The sequence below is a fragment of the Cellulomonas endophytica genome, from assembly GCF_004123805.1.
GTDB classification, from domain to species: Bacteria; Actinomycetota; Actinomycetes; order Actinomycetales; family Cellulomonadaceae; genus Cellulomonas; species Cellulomonas endophytica.
Window position 1 is genome coordinate 1 of the sequence record NZ_RWJX01000078.1, and the last position, 16092, is coordinate 16092.

General features: G+C 75.2%; 10 protein-coding genes and 1 pseudogene. 8 read left to right on the forward strand and 3 right to left on the reverse strand.

Annotation, left to right across the window (positions count from 1 at the left end; translation table 11 throughout):
• Positions 1 to 156: 156 nt before the first annotated feature.
• The gene (gene fdhD / locus EJA20_RS15730; RefSeq protein ID WP_129339488.1) at positions 157 to 993 is read right to left on the reverse strand and encodes a formate dehydrogenase accessory sulfurtransferase FdhD; all 837 of its coding nucleotides are present in this window, start codon (positions 991 to 993) and stop codon (positions 157 to 159) included.
• A gap of 186 nt (positions 994 to 1179) precedes the next feature.
• On the opposite strand from fdhD, the gene EJA20_RS15735 reads away from it, so the two are divergent.
• Positions 1180 to 3549 (forward strand): FdhF/YdeP family oxidoreductase, encoded by a 2370-nt coding sequence (locus EJA20_RS15735; RefSeq protein WP_129339490.1) that lies wholly within the window; start codon positions 1180 to 1182, stop codon positions 3547 to 3549.
• 13 nt (positions 3550 to 3562) lie between these two features.
• Here EJA20_RS15735 and EJA20_RS15740 read toward each other — a convergent pair whose 3' ends face one another.
• Both EJA20_RS15740 and EJA20_RS15745 read right to left on the reverse strand, forming a co-directional pair.
• On the reverse strand, positions 3563 to 7003 hold the full coding sequence (locus EJA20_RS15740; RefSeq protein WP_129339492.1) for an ATP-binding cassette domain-containing protein: 3441 nt from the start codon (positions 7001 to 7003) through the stop codon (positions 3563 to 3565).
• A gap of 105 nt (positions 7004 to 7108) precedes the next feature.
• A complete protein-coding gene (locus EJA20_RS15745; RefSeq protein ID WP_129339494.1) occupies positions 7109 to 8065 on the reverse strand; it encodes a DNA polymerase domain-containing protein in 957 nt (318 codons plus the stop codon).
• 227 nt (positions 8066 to 8292) lie between these two features.
• On the opposite strand from EJA20_RS15745, the gene dnaK reads away from it, so the two are divergent.
• The 7 genes and pseudogenes from dnaK to nrdE all read left to right on the forward strand — a co-directional run bounded on the left by dnaK (position 8293) and on the right by nrdE (position 16081).
• A complete protein-coding gene (dnaK, locus tag EJA20_RS15750) occupies positions 8293 to 10146 on the forward strand; it encodes a molecular chaperone DnaK (protein ID WP_129339496.1) in 1854 nt (617 codons plus the stop codon).
• On the forward strand, positions 10143 to 10793 hold the full coding sequence (locus EJA20_RS15755) for a nucleotide exchange factor GrpE (RefSeq protein WP_129339498.1): 651 nt from the start codon (positions 10143 to 10145) through the stop codon (positions 10791 to 10793). Before dnaK ends, EJA20_RS15755 begins: the two co-directional genes overlap by 4 nt.
• 94 nt (positions 10794 to 10887) lie before the next feature.
• Complete coding sequence (locus EJA20_RS15760) at positions 10888 to 11907, forward strand: DnaJ C-terminal domain-containing protein (protein ID WP_129339500.1); 1020 nt, start codon at positions 10888 to 10890, stop codon at positions 11905 to 11907.
• 85 nt (positions 11908 to 11992) lie between these two features.
• A pseudogene (locus EJA20_RS15765) lies at positions 11993 to 12409 on the forward strand (heat shock protein transcriptional repressor HspR); the annotation flags it as partial.
• A gap of 764 nt (positions 12410 to 13173) precedes the next feature.
• Positions 13174 to 13419: a glutaredoxin-like protein NrdH gene (gene nrdH / locus EJA20_RS15770; RefSeq protein ID WP_129339504.1), complete on the forward strand. Its 246-nt coding sequence runs from the start codon at positions 13174 to 13176 to the stop codon at positions 13417 to 13419.
• A 119-nt stretch (positions 13420 to 13538) separates the two neighbouring features.
• Positions 13539 to 13955 carry a class Ib ribonucleoside-diphosphate reductase assembly flavoprotein NrdI gene (gene nrdI, locus EJA20_RS15775; protein ID WP_129339506.1) on the forward strand — a complete coding sequence of 139 codons (417 nt, stop codon included), beginning with the start codon at positions 13539 to 13541 and terminating at the stop codon, positions 13953 to 13955.
• A complete protein-coding gene (gene nrdE, locus EJA20_RS15780) occupies positions 13952 to 16081 on the forward strand; it encodes a class 1b ribonucleoside-diphosphate reductase subunit alpha (RefSeq protein WP_276319551.1) in 2130 nt (709 codons plus the stop codon). The genes nrdI and nrdE overlap by 4 nt, the downstream gene beginning before the upstream one ends.
• The last annotated feature ends 11 nt before the right edge of the window (positions 16082 to 16092 follow it).

Consider the following 16092-nt stretch of genomic DNA (forward strand, 5'->3'; position numbering starts at 1 on the left):
CCCACCGTCACCCGGACGGGTGGCCCACCGGATCCCCCCGCGGGTCGAGATCGGCCCGGACCTGGGCGATCGCCGGTCCGTCCCGAGGACGACGGCCCGGGGGAGCCCCGCACGGGCGGCTCCGTCCCGGGGCGGAGGCCCGCCGACGCGCGGGGCTCAGGCGTCGATGCGGTCGGGGCGCGTGTAGACCGTGAGCCGGTCGCCGCGCGAGAAGCCGACGAGGGTGAGCCCGGCGCGCTCGGCCAGCTCCACCGCGAGCCCCGAGGGCGCGCCGACGGCCGCGAGAGCGGGCACCCCCGCCATGACGGCCTTCTGGACGAGCTCGAACGAGGCGCGGCCCGAGACCTGGAGGACGGTGCCGCGCGCCGGGAGCCGACCGTCGAGCAGCGCCCGGCCGAGCACCTTGTCGACCGCGTTGTGGCGGCCGACGTCCTCGCGCACGAGCACCGCGTCCCCGACGGCGGTGAAGAGCCCCGCCGCGTGCACCCCGCCCGTGCGCTCGAACACGGGCTGCGCGGCCCGCAGCGCCTCGGGCAGCCCGGCGAGGACGCGCGGGTCGAGCACGACCCCGTCCCCGCCGACGTCGAACGCGGACGAGACCTCGACGTCGTCGATGGCCGTGAGCCCGCAGACGCCGCACGCGCTCGTCGTGTAGGTCCGCCGCTCGCGCCCGAGGGCGCGGACCGCGGCGTCGGGCGCGAGGGAGGCCTCGACGACGTTGTACGTCTGCCGGCCCTCGGCGTCGGTCCCGACGCAGTACCGCAGCGCGAGCAGGTCCTCGCGCGCCCGCAGCACCCCCTCGGACAGCAGGAACCCGGCGACGAGGTCGAAGTCCTCCCCGGGCGTCCGCATCGTGACGCTGTGGGAGCGGCCGGCCGCCCGGATCTCCAGGGGCTCCTCCGCCGCCAGCGCCTGCTCGCGCTCGCGGCGGACGACCCCGTCGGGGCCGACGGCGAGGACCACCGCGCGCCGCCGCGAGACGACGCGGCTCACGGGGCGGCCCGTCGGGCCGGCAGGGTGCGCAGGGTCATCGGTGACCTCCCGTCGTGGCGGGGCGCGGCCTGCCCGGCTGCGCGCCGCACCGGCGCCGACGGCCCGGTGCGCGGCGCCGGTCGACGCCCGCCCCGGCGATCGTAGGACGGGGACCTAGGATCGGGGCACCTCACGGACGGAGCGACGATGACCGGACGGGACGGCGACGCCGAGCGCCGGGCGCACGACGTCGACGACGCCACCCTCTCGGGGCTGCGGACGGGGCCGCCCGCCGACCACGCGGCCGGCCTGCCGGCGGTCGGGCACGCGCTGCGGATCGCCGTGCGGCAGATGGGACCCGTGCGGACGGCGCGCACGCTGGCCCGGGTCAACCAGGCGCACGGCTTCGACTGCCCCGGGTGCGCCTGGCCCGAGCCGGGCCACCGCGGTCCGGCGGAGTTCTGCGAGAACGGCGCGAAGGCGGTGGCGGAGGAGGCCACGCGTCGCGTCGCGGGGCCGGAGTTCTTCGCGCGGCACGGCGTCGCCGAGCTGGCGACGTGGGACGACTTCAGCCTCGGCCAGCAGGGCCGGCTGACGCACCCGATGCTGCTCGACGCGGGCGCCACCCACTACCGCCCCGTCACCTGGGACGAGGCGCTCGACGTGGTGGCCGTGGAGCTGCGCGCCCTCGACGACCCGGACGAGGCCGTCTTCTACACCTCCGGCCGCACGTCGAACGAGGCCGCCTTCGCGCTGGGGCTGCTGGTGCGCGGCTTCGGCACGAACAACCTGCCCGACTGCTCCAACATGTGCCACGAGTCCAGCGGTGCCGCGCTCGGCGGCACGATCGGCATCGGCAAGGGCAGCGTGGGCCTGGAGGACCTCGAGCGCGCGGAGCTCGTCGTCGTCGCCGGGCAGAACCCGGGGACGAACCACCCGCGCATGCTCACGGCCCTGGAGGCGGCGAAGCGCGCCGGGGCGCGCATCGTCGCGGTGAACCCGCTCCGGGAGGCCGGCCTTCTGCGCTTCGACAACCCCCAGCGGCCCGGCGGCCTGCTCGGGCACGGGACGGACCTCGCCGACGACTACCTGCAGGTCCGCCTCGGTGGGGACCAGGGGCTGTTCCAGGGCGTCGCCAAGCACCTCCTCGAGCTCGAGGACGCCCGCCCGGGCACCGTGGTCGACCACGCCTTCGTGGCGGCGAGCACGGAGGGGGTCGAGGAGTGGTCGGCCGCGATCCGGGCGCTGCCCTGGGAGCGGGTCGAGCAGGCCACGGGCCTGGGGCGCGACCGGGTGCGCGGGCTCGGGGACCGGTTCGCCGCCTCGCGGGCCACCGTCGTGTGCTGGGCGATGGGGCTCACGCAGCACCGGCACGCCGTCGCCACGATCGAGGACCTCGTCGCCCTCCTGCTGCTCCAGGGCAACATCGGCCGCCCGGGCGCCGGCGTCTGCCCCGTGCGCGGGCACTCCAACGTCCAGGGCGACCGGACGATGGGGATCTGGGAGCGGATGCCCGCCGCGTTCCACGACGCCCTCGACCGCGAGTTCGCCTTCGCCTCCCCGCGCCGGCACGGCGTCGACACCGTCGGCGCGGTCGAGGCCATGCGGGACGGGCGGGCGCACGTCCTCGTCGCGATGGGCGGCAACTTCCTGCGCGCCACCCCGGACACCGCCGTCACGGAGGCCGCCGTCCGGCGCACGCGCCTGTCCGTGCAGGTCTCGACGAAGCCCAACCGGTCGCACGTCGTGACCGGCCGGCGGGCGCTGATCCTGCCGACGCTGGGGCGCACGGACCGCGACGTGCAGGCGTCCGGGCCCCAGCGCGTGAGCGTCGAGGACTCCATGAGCGTCGTGCACGCCTCCACCGGGCGGCTCGTCCCCGCCGGCCCGGAGCTGCGCAGCGAGGTCGCCATCGTCACCGCGCTCGCGGAGCGCGTGCTGGCCGGCCGCCCCGGGGCGCCGGTCGTGGACTGGCGGGCGTGGCGCGAGGACTACCGCACCCTGCGGGCCGCGATCGCCCGCGTCGTGCCCGGGTTCGAGGACTACGAGCGCCGGCTCGACCGGCCCGGCGGCTTCGTCCTGCCGCACCCGCCGCGGGACAGCCGGACCTTCGCGACCCCGAGCGGCCGGGCCCGCTTCTCGACGAACGCCCTGACGTTCCCCGCGATCCCGCCGGGCACGCTGCTGCTGCAGACGCTGCGCTCGCACGACCAGTTCAACACCACGGTGTACGGGCCGGACGACCGCTACCGCGGCATCCGCGGCGGCCGGCGGGTGGTGCTCGTGCACGCCGACGACCTCGCGGACCTGGGGTTCGTGGCGGGGGACCTCGTCGACCTCGTCGGGGTCCACGCGGACGGCGTGGAGCGCCGCGCGCCGGGCTTCCGGACCGTCGCGTACGACACCCCGCGCGGCAACGCCGCCGCCTACTTCCCCGAGACGAACGTGCTCGTGCCGCTCGGCTCGTACGCGGACGTCTCCCGGACGCCGACCTCGAAGTCCGTGCTCGTCCGCCTCGAGCGCGCGCACCCGCCGGCCCCGGCCGCGGCGTCGGACGTCGCGGCCCCGCACGGCTGAGCGCCCCCACCGGTCACCCCGCCAGGTGGCCCCAGGTCCCGCGCAGCTCGGCCCACGGCCCGGCGGCGGCGACGCGGCCCTCCTCGAGGACCACGACGCGGTCCGCGCGGTCGAGCGCGGCGGACTTCGTCGAGGCGCCGACCACGGTCAGCCCGCGCGCCCGCAGGCCGTCCCACAGCTCCACCTCCGTGCGGGCGTCGAGGGCGGAGGAGACGTCGTCGGCGACGAGGAGCTCCGCCCGCGTCGCCCGCGCCCGCGCCAGGGCGAGCCGCTGCACCTGGCCGCCCGAGAGCCGCACGCCCCGGTGCCCGACGAGCGCCTCGTGCCCGCCCGCGGCCGCGACGTCGCTGCCCAGCCGGGCATCCTGCAGGGCCTCGCCCCAGGGGCGGTCGTGGTCGAGGTGGACGTTGGCCGCGAAGGACCCGGACAGCACCCGGGGCACCTGCGCGACGTAGGCCACCTGGCCGGGCCGCAGGAACGTCTGCGGGTCCTCGACGTGGTGGTCGTTCCAGCGGATCGTGCCCTCGTGGTCGACGAGCCCGGCGAGGGCCGCGAGCAGGCTGGACTTGCCCGCCCCGACCCGGCCGACGAGGAGCACGAGCTCGCCGGCCTCCACGGCGAGGTCGACGTCGCTCACGCCGACCGTGCCGTCGTCGTGCACCGCGGTGAGCCCCTCGATGGTGAGCCGGCGCAGCGGCACCCGCGGCGGGTCGGCGGGGCCGGGGGCGGTGCCGTCGACGAGGTCCACGCCGTCCGGCAGCGCGACGAGGTCGTCCGTGCCGGCGAGCTCCGCGGTGGCGCGCAGCCAGCGCCGGGCCACGGGCGCCTCCGTGATGGCCGCGGCCGCGACGGTCCCGAACCAGCCCGACCCGCTGACCGCCGTCGTGACGAGGAGCGCGGTCGCCAGGCCCCACGTCCCCGTCAGGTGCAGGCCCCAGGCGGTGACGACGCCGGCCTGCACGAGCAGCGGCGGGATGCCCTCGAGGGCCGCGCGCACCCGCAGCTCGCGCACGGTGGCGGCCACGCGGCGGTCGTCCGCGCGCTGGAGGTACCGCTGCGCGGGACGCACCGCGGCGGCGAGCTTGAGGGTGCGGGCGCTGTCGAGGACGGAGGCCAGGGCGTGGCCGAAGCGGGCGCGCTCGTCGCCCGCGACCCGCGCCGTCCGGCCGACGACGGGCGCGCCCGCGGCGGAGATCGCGGCGGACAGGACGAGCACGGCCGCCACGACGGCGGCGGCCAGCGCGCTCGAGCTCACGAGGCCCGTCGCGAGCACGACGAGCAGCCCGTTGACCACGTCGACCCAGCGGTCCACGTAGAGGACCATCCGCTCGCTGTCGAGGACCCGGGCGACCGCCTCGCCGGGCGGCACCCGCGGCAGCCGGTGCTGGCGCGTCTGCCCGACGAGCACCGCCAGCCGCATCCGCAGCGTCACCGCCTGCCACCAGACGAAGTAGAGCCGGACCGCGAAGGCGAGGGCCACGGGCGCGACGAGGACGGAGGCGGCCAGCAGCGCGGCCGAGCCCCAGGGCGCGCCGCCCTCGCCGAGGGACGCGACGAGGCGTCCCCAGAGCCAGCCCGTCACCGCGCCGGACACGCCGAGCAGCATCGTCGCGAGGAACCCCAGGTCCCCGAGCAGGCCCCAGCGCTTGTGGCGCAGGACGAGCCGGAGCACCGTGCGCGGGAGCGAGGGCTCGGGGACGGGCGGCCGGGGCCGGGGGCTGCGCCGCTCCGCCCGGGCGGTCAGCGGCGCGGACACGCCCGCGGCGTCCGTGCCGCCCGAGGCGGTGAGCAGGTCGCGGAAGGGCCCGGGGGTCGTCGCGAGCGCCGCGCGAGGGCCGTGCTGCACGACGCGGCCCGCCTCCATCACCGCCACGGCGTCGCACCGGCGGGTCGTCGAGAGCCGGTGCGCCACGACGACGCCCGTGCGCCCCGCGAGCAGCCGGTCGGACGCCCGGGTGACCAGCGCCTCCGTCTGCGGGTCCATCCGCGCGGTGGCCTCGTCGAGCACGACGACCTGCACGTCCCGCACGAGGAGGCGGGCGAACGCGACGAGCTGCTCCTCCCCGGCCGACAGGGGGCTGCCGCCCGGCCCGAGCGGGGTGTCGAGGCCCTGCGGCAGCGAGGCGACCCACTCCTCGATCCCCAGCGCGGCGACGGCGCGCTCGACGGCCGCGCGCGGCACGTCGGCCAGCAGGGCGATGTTCTCGGCCAGCGTCGCGGCGAGGACCTCCGTGCGCTGGGTGACCACGCCGACCGCGCGCCGCAGGTCCTCCAGGTCGGTCGCCGTGACGTCCTGCCCGCCGACGAGGACCGTCCCGGGCGGCGGCTCGACGGCCCGCGACAGCAGCCGCACGACCGTCGACTTGCCCGCGCCGGTGCGCCCGACGAGGGCGATGCTCGTGCCCGCGGGGACGACGAGGTCGACGCCCCGCAGCGCGAACCCGCCCGGGTAGGCGAAGTCCAGCCCGCGCAGCTCGACCGCGACCGGACCGGGCGGGACGGGGGCGCCGCCGGCGGGCTCGGGCGGCGCCGTGAGCAGGGCGTCGACCCGCTGCAGCGCCCCGAGCCCCGCCTGCACCTCGGGCAGCTGGTCGGCCACCCGCGCGAGCTGGCCGACGAAGGAGGTGACGAGGAGCCAGAGGGTGACGAGCCCCGCGACCCCGAGCCGGTCCCCCGTGACGAGGGCGACGCCGCCGACGGCCAGCGCCGCGACGAGCGCGTGCAGCACGAGCCCCGTCCGCAGCGCCACGGTGGCGGCGGCGTCGGAGCTGGCCCGCACGCGCCGCAGCACCTCCCCCGCGCGGCGCGCGTAGGACCGCACGACGTGCGGCTGCCCGAGGGAGGAGCGCACGTCGTCGCGCGCGGCCACCGCCTCCTCGAGCTGCGCGGAGTGCTCCGACCAGGCCACCTCCTCGGCGACCTTCCGCTGCGCGACGAGGCGCGTCAGCGGCCGGGCGACCGCGAGGGCGGCCACGGCGACGAGCGGGAAGACGACCCACGCCGGCGTCCACGTGAGCCCGGCGACGACCCAGGCCAGCACGGCCCGCAGCGCGGCCCGGCCGACCTCCCACCCGGTGCGGCGGGCGAGGGCGGCGAGCTGCCGGGGGTCGTCGTCGACGCGGTCGAGCACCTCGCCGACGGCCTGCTCGTCGAGGACGGGGAGGGGCTGCCGGAGCGCGGCGGCCAGGAGGTCGCGCCGCAGCACGCCCTCCGCCCGGGCGAGCACCCCCGCGAAGGCCGTCCGTCCGGCCGTGTCCAGCAGGGTCGCGCCGCCGAGCAGCGCCGCCAGCAGCGCGAGCGCCCCGGACGTCGGGCCCTCGGCCAGCCGACCGGCCACGACGGTGCCCGCGGTCTCCGCCGCCGCCGCGACGACCGCGGCGGCGACCGCGAGCGTGGTCGCCCTCCCGGTGAGCCGTCGCAGGGGTGAGGGGCGGGCTGCGGTGCTGGGCGTCATCGGTCCTCGTCGTGCGGCGGGGGGCGGGCGCCACTGTCGCAGCCCGGCCCGGCCCGGGTCGAACCCATTCCGCCGCCGCGCCGCCGGCGCGGACGGGCCCGGACGTCAGCCCTCGGCCTCCCGGCGGGCGCGGGCCCGGCGGCGGCCCTCGTGCATCGCGGCGACCCGGGCGACCGGGACCAGGCGGCCCTCCTCGACGAGCCCCTCGTCGAGGGGCTGCGGCGCGGGCAGGAGGTCGCGCCACGGGTCGGCGTCGCCGAGCATGCCCGGCACCGTCCGGACCGTCGCCGCCCGCGGGTCGAGGTCGGGCAGGTCCTCCCACGCCACGGGCATCGACACCGTGAGGCCCGGCCGCAGCCGCGGGGTGTACGCCGCGGCGACGGTCGCGCCGCCGGAGCGCGTGGCGTCCACGAAGACCTTGCCCTCCCGCTCGTCGCGGACGTAGGCGGTCGTCGCCACCGTGGGCTCGAGGAGGGCGGCCCGGGCCGCGACCGCGCGCGTCGCCGCCGCGGCCCGCTCGGCGCTCTCGCCGGCCAGCGGGACGACGACGTGCACGCCCTTGGAGCCGCTCGTCTTCACGGCCGAGCGCAGGCCGGCGTCGTCGAGGACCTGGCGCACGGCGAGCGCGACCGTCACGACGGCCGCGAACGCGCCGCCCTCCGGCGGGTCCAGGTCGACGACGAGGTGCGTGGGTCGGTCGCCGTCGGTGCCGAGGAAGAGCTGGGGGTGGTACTCGACGGCGCGCTGGTTGGCGAACCACAGGAGCGTGGCGCGGTCGTCGCACAGGGCGTACCGCACGTCCCGGTGGCCCGCCTCCGAGTGCACGGTGACGGTGCGGACCCAGTCCGGGGCGTGCGCCGGGAGGTTCTTCTGGACGAAGTGCTCCCCCCGGTTGACGCGCACCACCGTGAGCGCGCGCCCGGCCAGCACCGGCACGAGCCGGTCCGCCATCGCGTCCAGGTACCCGACGAGGTCGCGCTTCGTCTCGGGGTACCCGGCGGCGAGCGGCGTGTCGAGGCTGGAGAAGGTGACCGGGCCGGGCCCGGGTCCGTCGGCGCTCATGACGGCACCCTGCCCGCCCGGCGCGTCGGCGTCGACCCCCCCGGCCCTGCCGGGGAATGCGCGGCGGCACCCCAGGGTTGAGCCCGGTGGACTCAAGGACGACGGCGGCGGCTTGCACAGGGGGGCGTCGCGTCGCAGACTTGAGCGCAGCGGGCTCAACACGGGCCCACCGGACACGGAAGGGCCCCGGGCAGCCCGGGGACCGCACAGGGAAGAGGACAGCGCACATGGCACGAGCAGTCGGCATCGACCTCGGCACCACGAACTCGGTCGTCGCGACCCTCGAGGGCGGCGAGCCGACCGTCATCGCGAACGCGGAGGGCGCGCGCACGACCCCCTCGGTCGTCGCCTTCTCCAAGACGGGCGAGGTGCTCGTCGGAGAGATCGCCAAGCGCCAGGCGGTGACGAACGTCGACCGGACGATCTCCTCCGTCAAGCGCCACATGGGCACGGACTGGTCGCAGGCGGTCGACGACAAGAAGTACTCGTCGCAGGAGATCTCCGCGCGGGTGCTCGGCAAGCTCAAGCGGGACGCGGAGGCCTACCTCGGCGAGCCCGTGACGGAGGCGGTCATCACCGTCCCCGCCTACTTCAACGACGCGCAGCGCCAGGCGACGAAGGACGCGGGCACCATCGCGGGCCTCAACGTCCTGCGCATCATCAACGAGCCGACGGCCGCGGCGCTCGCCTACGGGCTCGAGCGCGGCAAGGAGGACGAGCTCATCCTCGTCTTCGACCTCGGCGGCGGCACGTTCGACGTCTCCCTGCTCGAGGTGGGCAAGGACGAGGACGACTTCTCGACGATCGAGGTCCGCGCGACCTCCGGCGACAACCACCTCGGCGGCGACGACTGGGACAACCGGATCGTCGAGCACCTCGTCAAGGAGGTGAAGAACAGCACGGGCGTCGACCTGTCCAAGGACAAGATCGCGCTGCAGCGCCTGCGCGAGGCGGCCGAGCAGGCCAAGAAGGAGCTCTCGTCCGCGACGAGCACCAACATCTCGCTGCAGTACCTGTCCATGGGCGAGAACGGTCCGGTGCACCTGGACTCCAAGCTCACGCGCGCGCAGTTCCAGCAGATGACGCAGGACCTGCTCGACCGCACGAAGGCGCCGTTCCACGCGGTCATCCGCGACGCCGGCATCTCCCTGTCCGACATCGACCACGTCGTGCTCGTCGGCGGCTCCACCCGCATGCCCGCGGTGACCGAGGTCGTCAAGGAGCTCACGGGCGGCCGCGAGCCGAACAAGGGCGTCAACCCCGACGAGGTCGTGGCCGTCGGCGCCGCGCTCCAGGCCGGCGTCCTCAAGGGCGACCGTAAGGACGTCCTGCTCATCGACGTGACCCCGCTGTCCCTGGGGATCGAGACCAAGGGCGGCGTGATGACGAAGCTCATCGAGCGCAACACCGCCATCCCGACGAAGCGCTCGGAGATCTTCTCCACGGCCGAGGACAACCAGCCCTCCGTGCTCATCCAGGTGTTCCAGGGCGAGCGCGAGTTCGCGCGGGACAACAAGCCGCTGGGCACGTTCGAGCTGACCGGGATCGCGCCGGCGCCGCGCGGCGTGCCGCAGGTCGAGGTCACCTTCGACATCGACGCCAACGGCATCGTGCACGTGTCCGCCAAGGACCGCGGCACGGGCAAGGAGCAGTCGATGACGATCACCGGCGGCTCGTCGCTGCCGAAGGACGACATCGAGCGCATGGTCCGCGAGGCCGAGGAGCACGCCGCCGAGGACAAGAAGCGGCGCGAGGACGCGGAGACGCGCAACTCCGCCGAGCAGCTCGTGTACTCCACGGAGAAGCTCCTCGTCGACAACGGCGAGAAGCTGCCCGAGGAGGTCAAGACCGACGTCACGGCGGCGGTCGGCGAGCTGAAGGCCGCGCTCGAGGGCACGGACTCCGAGGCGGTCAAGGCCAAGCACGCGGCGCTGCTCACGGCGAGCCAGAAGATCGGCGAGGCGCTGTACGCGAGCGGTCAGTCCGAGGCGCCGGCCACGGGCGAGCAGCCCACGGCCGCGGCCTCCGACGAGGACGTCGTCGACGCCGAGATCGTCGACGACGAGAGCGAGAAGAAGTGACCTCCCCCGAGGAGCGCCCCGGCTCGGGCGGCCCCGCCGGCGACGGCGGGGCCCGCCCCGAGGGCGAGGCGCCGCGCTTCACGGACAAGCGCCGGATCGACCCGGAGACGTTCGAGGTGCGCACCCCCGAGGAGCAGGTGCTCGCCGACGCGGAGGCCGTCGCGGCCGGCGCCGAGGAGGCGCTCGCCCGCGAGGGGTCCGGCGAGGCGCACCGGCTCGCCGAGGAGCGGCTCGAGGAGCTCCAGCGGGCCAAGGCCGACCTCTACAACGTCGAGCAGCAGTACGCGTCGTTCGTGAAGCGGTCGCGGGCCGACGCGGCCGCGGCGCACGGGCGCGGGGTCGCGGCGGTCGCCGAGGCCCTCGTCCCCGTCCTGGACGACGTGGAGCTCGCGCGGCAGCACGGGGACCTCACGGGCCCCTTCGCCGCGATCGCCGAGAAGCTCGAGGCGACGCTGGGCCGGTTCGGCATCGAGCGCTACGGGGCCGTCGGGGAGCCGTTCGACCCCGCGGTGCACGAGGCGCTCATGCACCAGCACTCGAGCGAGGTCAGCGCGCCGACGGTGCAGATGGTCCTCCAGCCGGGCTACCGCACGGCCGAGCGGGTCCTGCGGGCCGCCCGCGTGGCGGTCGCGGACCCGGAGGCCTGACGATCCGCGGCAGGGCCGGGGGCGCCGCCGCACGCGCGGCGGCGCCCCGCACGCATCGGGGGACGCATCGGGGGACGGACCGGAGGGAGGGGTCGTGACCGGCCAGGACTGGTTGGAGAAGGACTTCTACGCGGTCCTCGGCGTCCCGAAGGACGCCGACGCGGCCGCGGTCAAGAAGGCGTACCGCAAGCTCGCGCGCAAGCTGCACCCGGACCAGAACCCCGGGGACGCGGCCGCCGAGGCGCGGTTCAAGGACATCGGCGAGGCCTACGCCGTGCTGTCCGACCCGGAGCAGCGCCGGCAGTACGACGGCCTGCGCGCCATGGCGGGCGGCCCGCGCTTCACGGCGGGCGGCCGGGGCGGCGGCGGCCCCGCCGGGGGCCCGGCGTTCGAGGACGTCTTCGGCGGCATGTTCGGCGGCACGGGGTCCGGCGGGCCCGGCGGCCGCGTGCGCTACTCCACCGGTGGTGGTGGCGGCGGGGCGGGCGGCGCCGGCGGGGCCGGCTTCGAGGACCTCCTCGGCGGCCTCTTCGGCGGCGGCGGGGGCTTCGGCGCCCGCGGCCCGCAGCAGGGCCAGGACCTCGCCGCGACGACCACGCTGCCCTTCCGCGCGGCGGCCGAGGGCTCCACGGTCACGCTGACGGTGGAGGGCCGCACGGTCAACGCCCGGGTGCCGGCCGGCGTGCGCGACGGCCAGAAGATCCGCCTGCGGGGCAAGGGGCGGCCCGGGGACAACGGGGGCCCGCCCGGCGACCTCGTCATCACGGTGAAGGTCGGGCCGCACCCGGTGTTCGCGCTCGACGGGGCGGACCTGCGCGTCACGGTGCCGGTCTCGTTCGACGAGGCCGTGCTGGGCGCGGGCGTCGACGTGCCGACGCTCGACGGCGGCTCCGTGCGCGTGAAGATCCCCGAGGGCACGCCGTCGGGACGCGTCCTGCGCGTGCGCGGCAAGGGCGTCGTGACGGCGACGGGGACGGGCGACCTGCTCGTCGTCGTCCAGGTCGTGGTGCCCCAGCGGCTCTCGTCGGCCGCGAGGGACGCGGTGCAGGCCTTCGCGACGGCGACGGCGGGCGACGACCCCCGCGCCGACCTGCGGGCCGCGGCCCGCAGCTGACGGACCCCGGCGGCCGGCCCGGCCGCCGGGGAGCGGGGGCCGGCCCGGGGACGGGCCCGGCGGAGGCCGAGGGGAGGGAGCGACCGTGGACCTCGACGCACGCGTCTACGTCATCTCGGTGGCCGCCGAGCTCGCGGGCATGCACCCGCAGACCCTGCGCCAGTACGACCGCCTCGGCCTCGTGCAGCCCGGCCGCTCCCGGGGCCGCGGGCGGCGCTACTCCCTGCGCGACATCGCCACCCTGCGCGAGGTCCAGCGGCTCTCCCAGGAGGAGGGCGTCAACCTCGCGGGCATCAAGCGGATCCTCGCCCTCCAGGGCGAGGTGGAGCGGCTGCAGGCCCAGGTCGACTTCCTGCGCGGCCTCGTGGAGCCCGGCCGTCGCGTCTTCACCGCCCACCCCACGGGGGACGTCGTCGCGGTGCGGCGCGGCCCGCGCGTGGGCCGGCGCGCGCCCGACCTCGACCGGACCGGCGGGGCCGGCCCCGTGGTCCTCTGGCGGCCGGCGCTGCCCCCGGGCCCCTCGGCGGCCGCCGACGGGGGCGACCGGGACCGTGACCGCCCCGCGCCGGTGCGGGGCCGACCCCTCCGCTGACGCGTCGCACCGGTCCACCCGGACCTCCCCGGGCCTTCTCAGCCGTCTCGGGGCTTCTCCGGCCTGGCGGGAGCCGGGTCGGGCCGCGCGTGGGGCCGTCCGGTCCTGCCGGTCCGACCCGGTCTCCGCCCCTCGTCGTCCCCAGCCCTGTCCACAGTCCTGTGGACAGGGCTGCGTGCGTACGGGGACCCCCGCCGTCCCGGCGTGGACGAGCGGGGCCCCCGGTGTGGACGCCGGCCGCGCCCGTGTGGGTGGTCGGGGGCAGGGTGTGGACGGCGGCGGCGCCCGCTGTGGAGGGCGCGACACGCAGCCCGCAGGAGTGCAGTTGAGACGCCTGCACCGTGCACAGGCGTACCCTCCGCCGACCCGGTCCTGAGGGGCGAACGACAGGGATGTAACACAAGCCCTAGTGGTGGGTTGCATCCCCGACCACTAGGTGTAGTGTCGAGACACACGAGAACGACGGACGGCCGACGGCCGCCGGGAGCCCTGCACGGGGGTCGCGGCGGGACCGGAAGCCGGTCTGCAGGCCCCTCCCGGACGGCGCGACGAGCGTGCGGCACCGGCCCGGGGACGGCGGCCGCGGGACCGTGGCGCTCGGCGGCCCGTGGCCGCGGCGCACAGACACGTCGGAGCACGCGGTCACGCGCGGCAGCATCACCCAGGGAGCGACAGTGACGATCACGGTCTACAGCAAGCCGTCGTGCGTCCAGTGCACGGCCACCTACCGCGCGCTCGACAAGCTCGACGCCGAGTACACGGTGGTCGACATCAGCGAGGACGCGGACGCCCGCGACTACGTCATGTCCCTGGGCCACCTCCAGGCGCCCGTCGTCGTCGTCGACGGGGACCACTGGTCGGGGTTCCGCCCCGACCGCATCAAGGCGCTCGCCGAGCGCATGGCCACCGCCGTCGCCTGACGGCGGGCCCGCGCTCGTCGCACCGGCTCGCGCCGGCGCACCCGGCGGCGGACCGACCCCCCGGGGCCGGGCCGTCGCCGCTCGTCCGGACAGGTCCGCAGCAGGAGGGGTCGGCCGTCATGGCCCAGCTCGTCTACTTCTCCTCGGCCTCCGGCAACACCCACCGCTTCGTCGAGAAGCTCGGCCTGCCGGCCGACCGAATCCCCCTGCGGCGCACCGACCCGATGCTCCGGGCCGAGGAGCCGTACGTCCTCGTCGTGCCCACGTACGGCGGGGGAAACGAGGGGGGCGCGGTGCCGCGGCAGGTCGTGGCCTTCCTCAACGACGAGCACAACCGGTCGCTGATCCGCGGGGTCGTGGCGGCCGGCAACACGAACTTCGGAGCGGCGTACTGCATCGCCGGGGACGTCGTCGCGGCCAAGTGCCGCGTGCCGTACCTGTACGCGTTCGAGCTCATGGGAACCAGCGAGGACGTGACCCGCGTCCGTGACGGATTGGGACGATTTTGGCAACGGTCATCACTGATCCCGGCGTGATCGAGACGCCGACGGCGGGCCTGGACTACCACGCCCTCAACGCGATGCTCAACCTCTACGGGCCGTCGGGCGAGATCCAGTTCGACAAGGACCGCGAGGCGGCGCGCCAGTACTTCCTGCAGCACGTCAACCAGAACACGGTCTTCTTCCACGACCTCGAGGAGAAGCTCGACTACCTCGTCGAGAACCAGTACTACGACCCCGCCGTGCTCGAGAAGTACGACCGGGCGTTCCTCAAGACCGTCTTCGAGTACGCCTACTCGAAGAAGTTCCGGTTCCAGACGTTCCTCGGGGCGTTCAAGTACTACACGTCGTACACGCTCAAGACGTTCGACGGGAAGCGGTACCTCGAGCGCTTCGAGGACCGCGTGACGATGGTGGCGCTGGCGCTGGCGGACGGCGACCAGGACTTCGCGGTGCACCTCGTCGACGAGATGATCTCGGGCCGCTTCCAGCCCGCGACCCCGACGTTCCTCAACCTCGGCAAGGCGCAGCGCGGCGAGCCCGTGTCCTGCTTCCTGCTGCGCATCGAGGACAACATGGAGTCCATCGCGCGCGGCATCAACTCCGCCCTGCAGCTGTCCAAGCGCGGCGGCGGCGTGGCGCTGCTGCTGTCGAACATCCGCGAGCACGGCGCGCCGATCAAGCACATCCAGAACCAGTCCTCGGGCGTCATCCCCGTGATGAAGCTCCTCGAGGACTCCTTCTCCTACGCGAACCAGCTCGGGGCGCGGCAGGGGGCCGGCGCGGTGTACCTGCACGCGCACCACCCGGACATCTACCGCTTCCTCGACACGAAGCGCGAGAACGCGGACGAGAAGATCCGCATCAAGACCCTCTCGCTCGGCGTCGTCATCCCGGACATCACGTTCGAGCTGGCGAAGAACAACGAGCCCATGTACCTGTTCTCCCCGTACGACGTGGAGCGGGTGTACGGCAAGCCGTTCGCCGACGTGAACATCTCCGAGACCTACCACGAGATGGTCGACGACAGCCGGATCCGCAAGACGAAGATCAACGCGCGCGAGTTCTTCCAGACCCTCGCGGAGCTGCAGTTCGAGTCCGGCTACCCGTACGTGATGTTCGAGGACACGGTCAACAAGGCCAACCCCATCGAGGGCAAGATCACGCACTCGAACCTGTGCTCGGAGATCCTGCAGGTCTCGACGCCGTCCACCTTCCGCGAGGACCTCTCGTACGAGGAGGTCGGCCGCGACATCTCGTGCAACCTCGGCTCGATGAACATCGCGCTGACGATGGACTCGCCGGACCTCGGCCGGACCGTCGAGACCGCGATCCGCGCGCTGACCGCCGTGTCGGACCAGACGAGCATCGAGTCCGTGCCGTCCATCAAGAAGGCCAACGCCGGCGGCCACGCCATCGGCCTGGGCCAGATGAACCTGCACGGGTACCTCGCCCGCGAGCGGATCCACTACGGGTCCGACGAGGGCCTCGACTTCACCAACATGTACTTCTACACGGTGGCGTACCACGCCTACCGGGCGTCGAACCTCCTCGCGAAGGAGCGCGGCACGCGCTTCCACGGCTTCGAGCGGTCGGCCTACGCCACGGGCGAGTACTTCCGGAAGTACACGGAGAAGGCCTGGCAGCCGCGCACGGAGCGGGTCCGCGCCCTGTTCGCCGAGGCCGGGGTCCCGATCCCGACGCAGGCCGACTGGGAGGCGCTGTCCCGCGAGGTGCAGGAGCACGGCCTGTACAACCAGAACCTCCAGGCCGTCCCGCCCACGGGCTCCATCTCGTACATCAACCACTCGACGAGCTCGATCCACCCGATCGCGAGCAAGATTGAGATCCGCAAGGAGGGCAAGATCGGCCGGGTCTACTACCCGGCGCCCTTCATGACGAACGACAACCTCGAGTACTACCAGGACGCGTACGAGATCGGCTACGAGAAGGTCATCGACACGTACGCCGAGGCGACCCAGCACGTGGACCAGGGGCTGTCGCTCACGCTCTTCTTCAAGGACACCGCCACCACGCGGGACCTCAACAAGGCGCAGATCTACGCCTGGCGCAAGGGCATCAAGACGATCTACTACATCCGCCTGCGCCAGCTCGCGCTGGAGGGCACCGAGGTCGAGGGCTGCGTCAGCTGCATGCTGTAGCAGTGCCGGCC

Excerpts from the sequence above, each read along its gene's own strand:
- EJA20_RS15740 (WP_129339492.1), bottom strand. The coding sequence starts at position 7,003 with ATGACGCCCAGCACCGCAGCCCGCCCCTCACCCCTGCGACGGCTCACC.
- dnaK (WP_129339496.1), top strand. The coding sequence starts at position 8,293 with ATGGCACGAGCAGTCGGCATCGACCTCGGCACCACGAACTCGGTCGTC.
- EJA20_RS15745 (WP_129339494.1), bottom strand. The coding sequence starts at position 8,065 with ATGAGCGCCGACGGACCCGGGCCCGGCCCGGTCACCTTCTCCAGCCTC.
- EJA20_RS15735 (WP_129339490.1), top strand. The coding sequence starts at position 1,180 with ATGACCGGACGGGACGGCGACGCCGAGCGCCGGGCGCACGACGTCGAC.
- nrdI (WP_129339506.1), top strand. The coding sequence starts at position 13,539 with ATGGCCCAGCTCGTCTACTTCTCCTCGGCCTCCGGCAACACCCACCGC.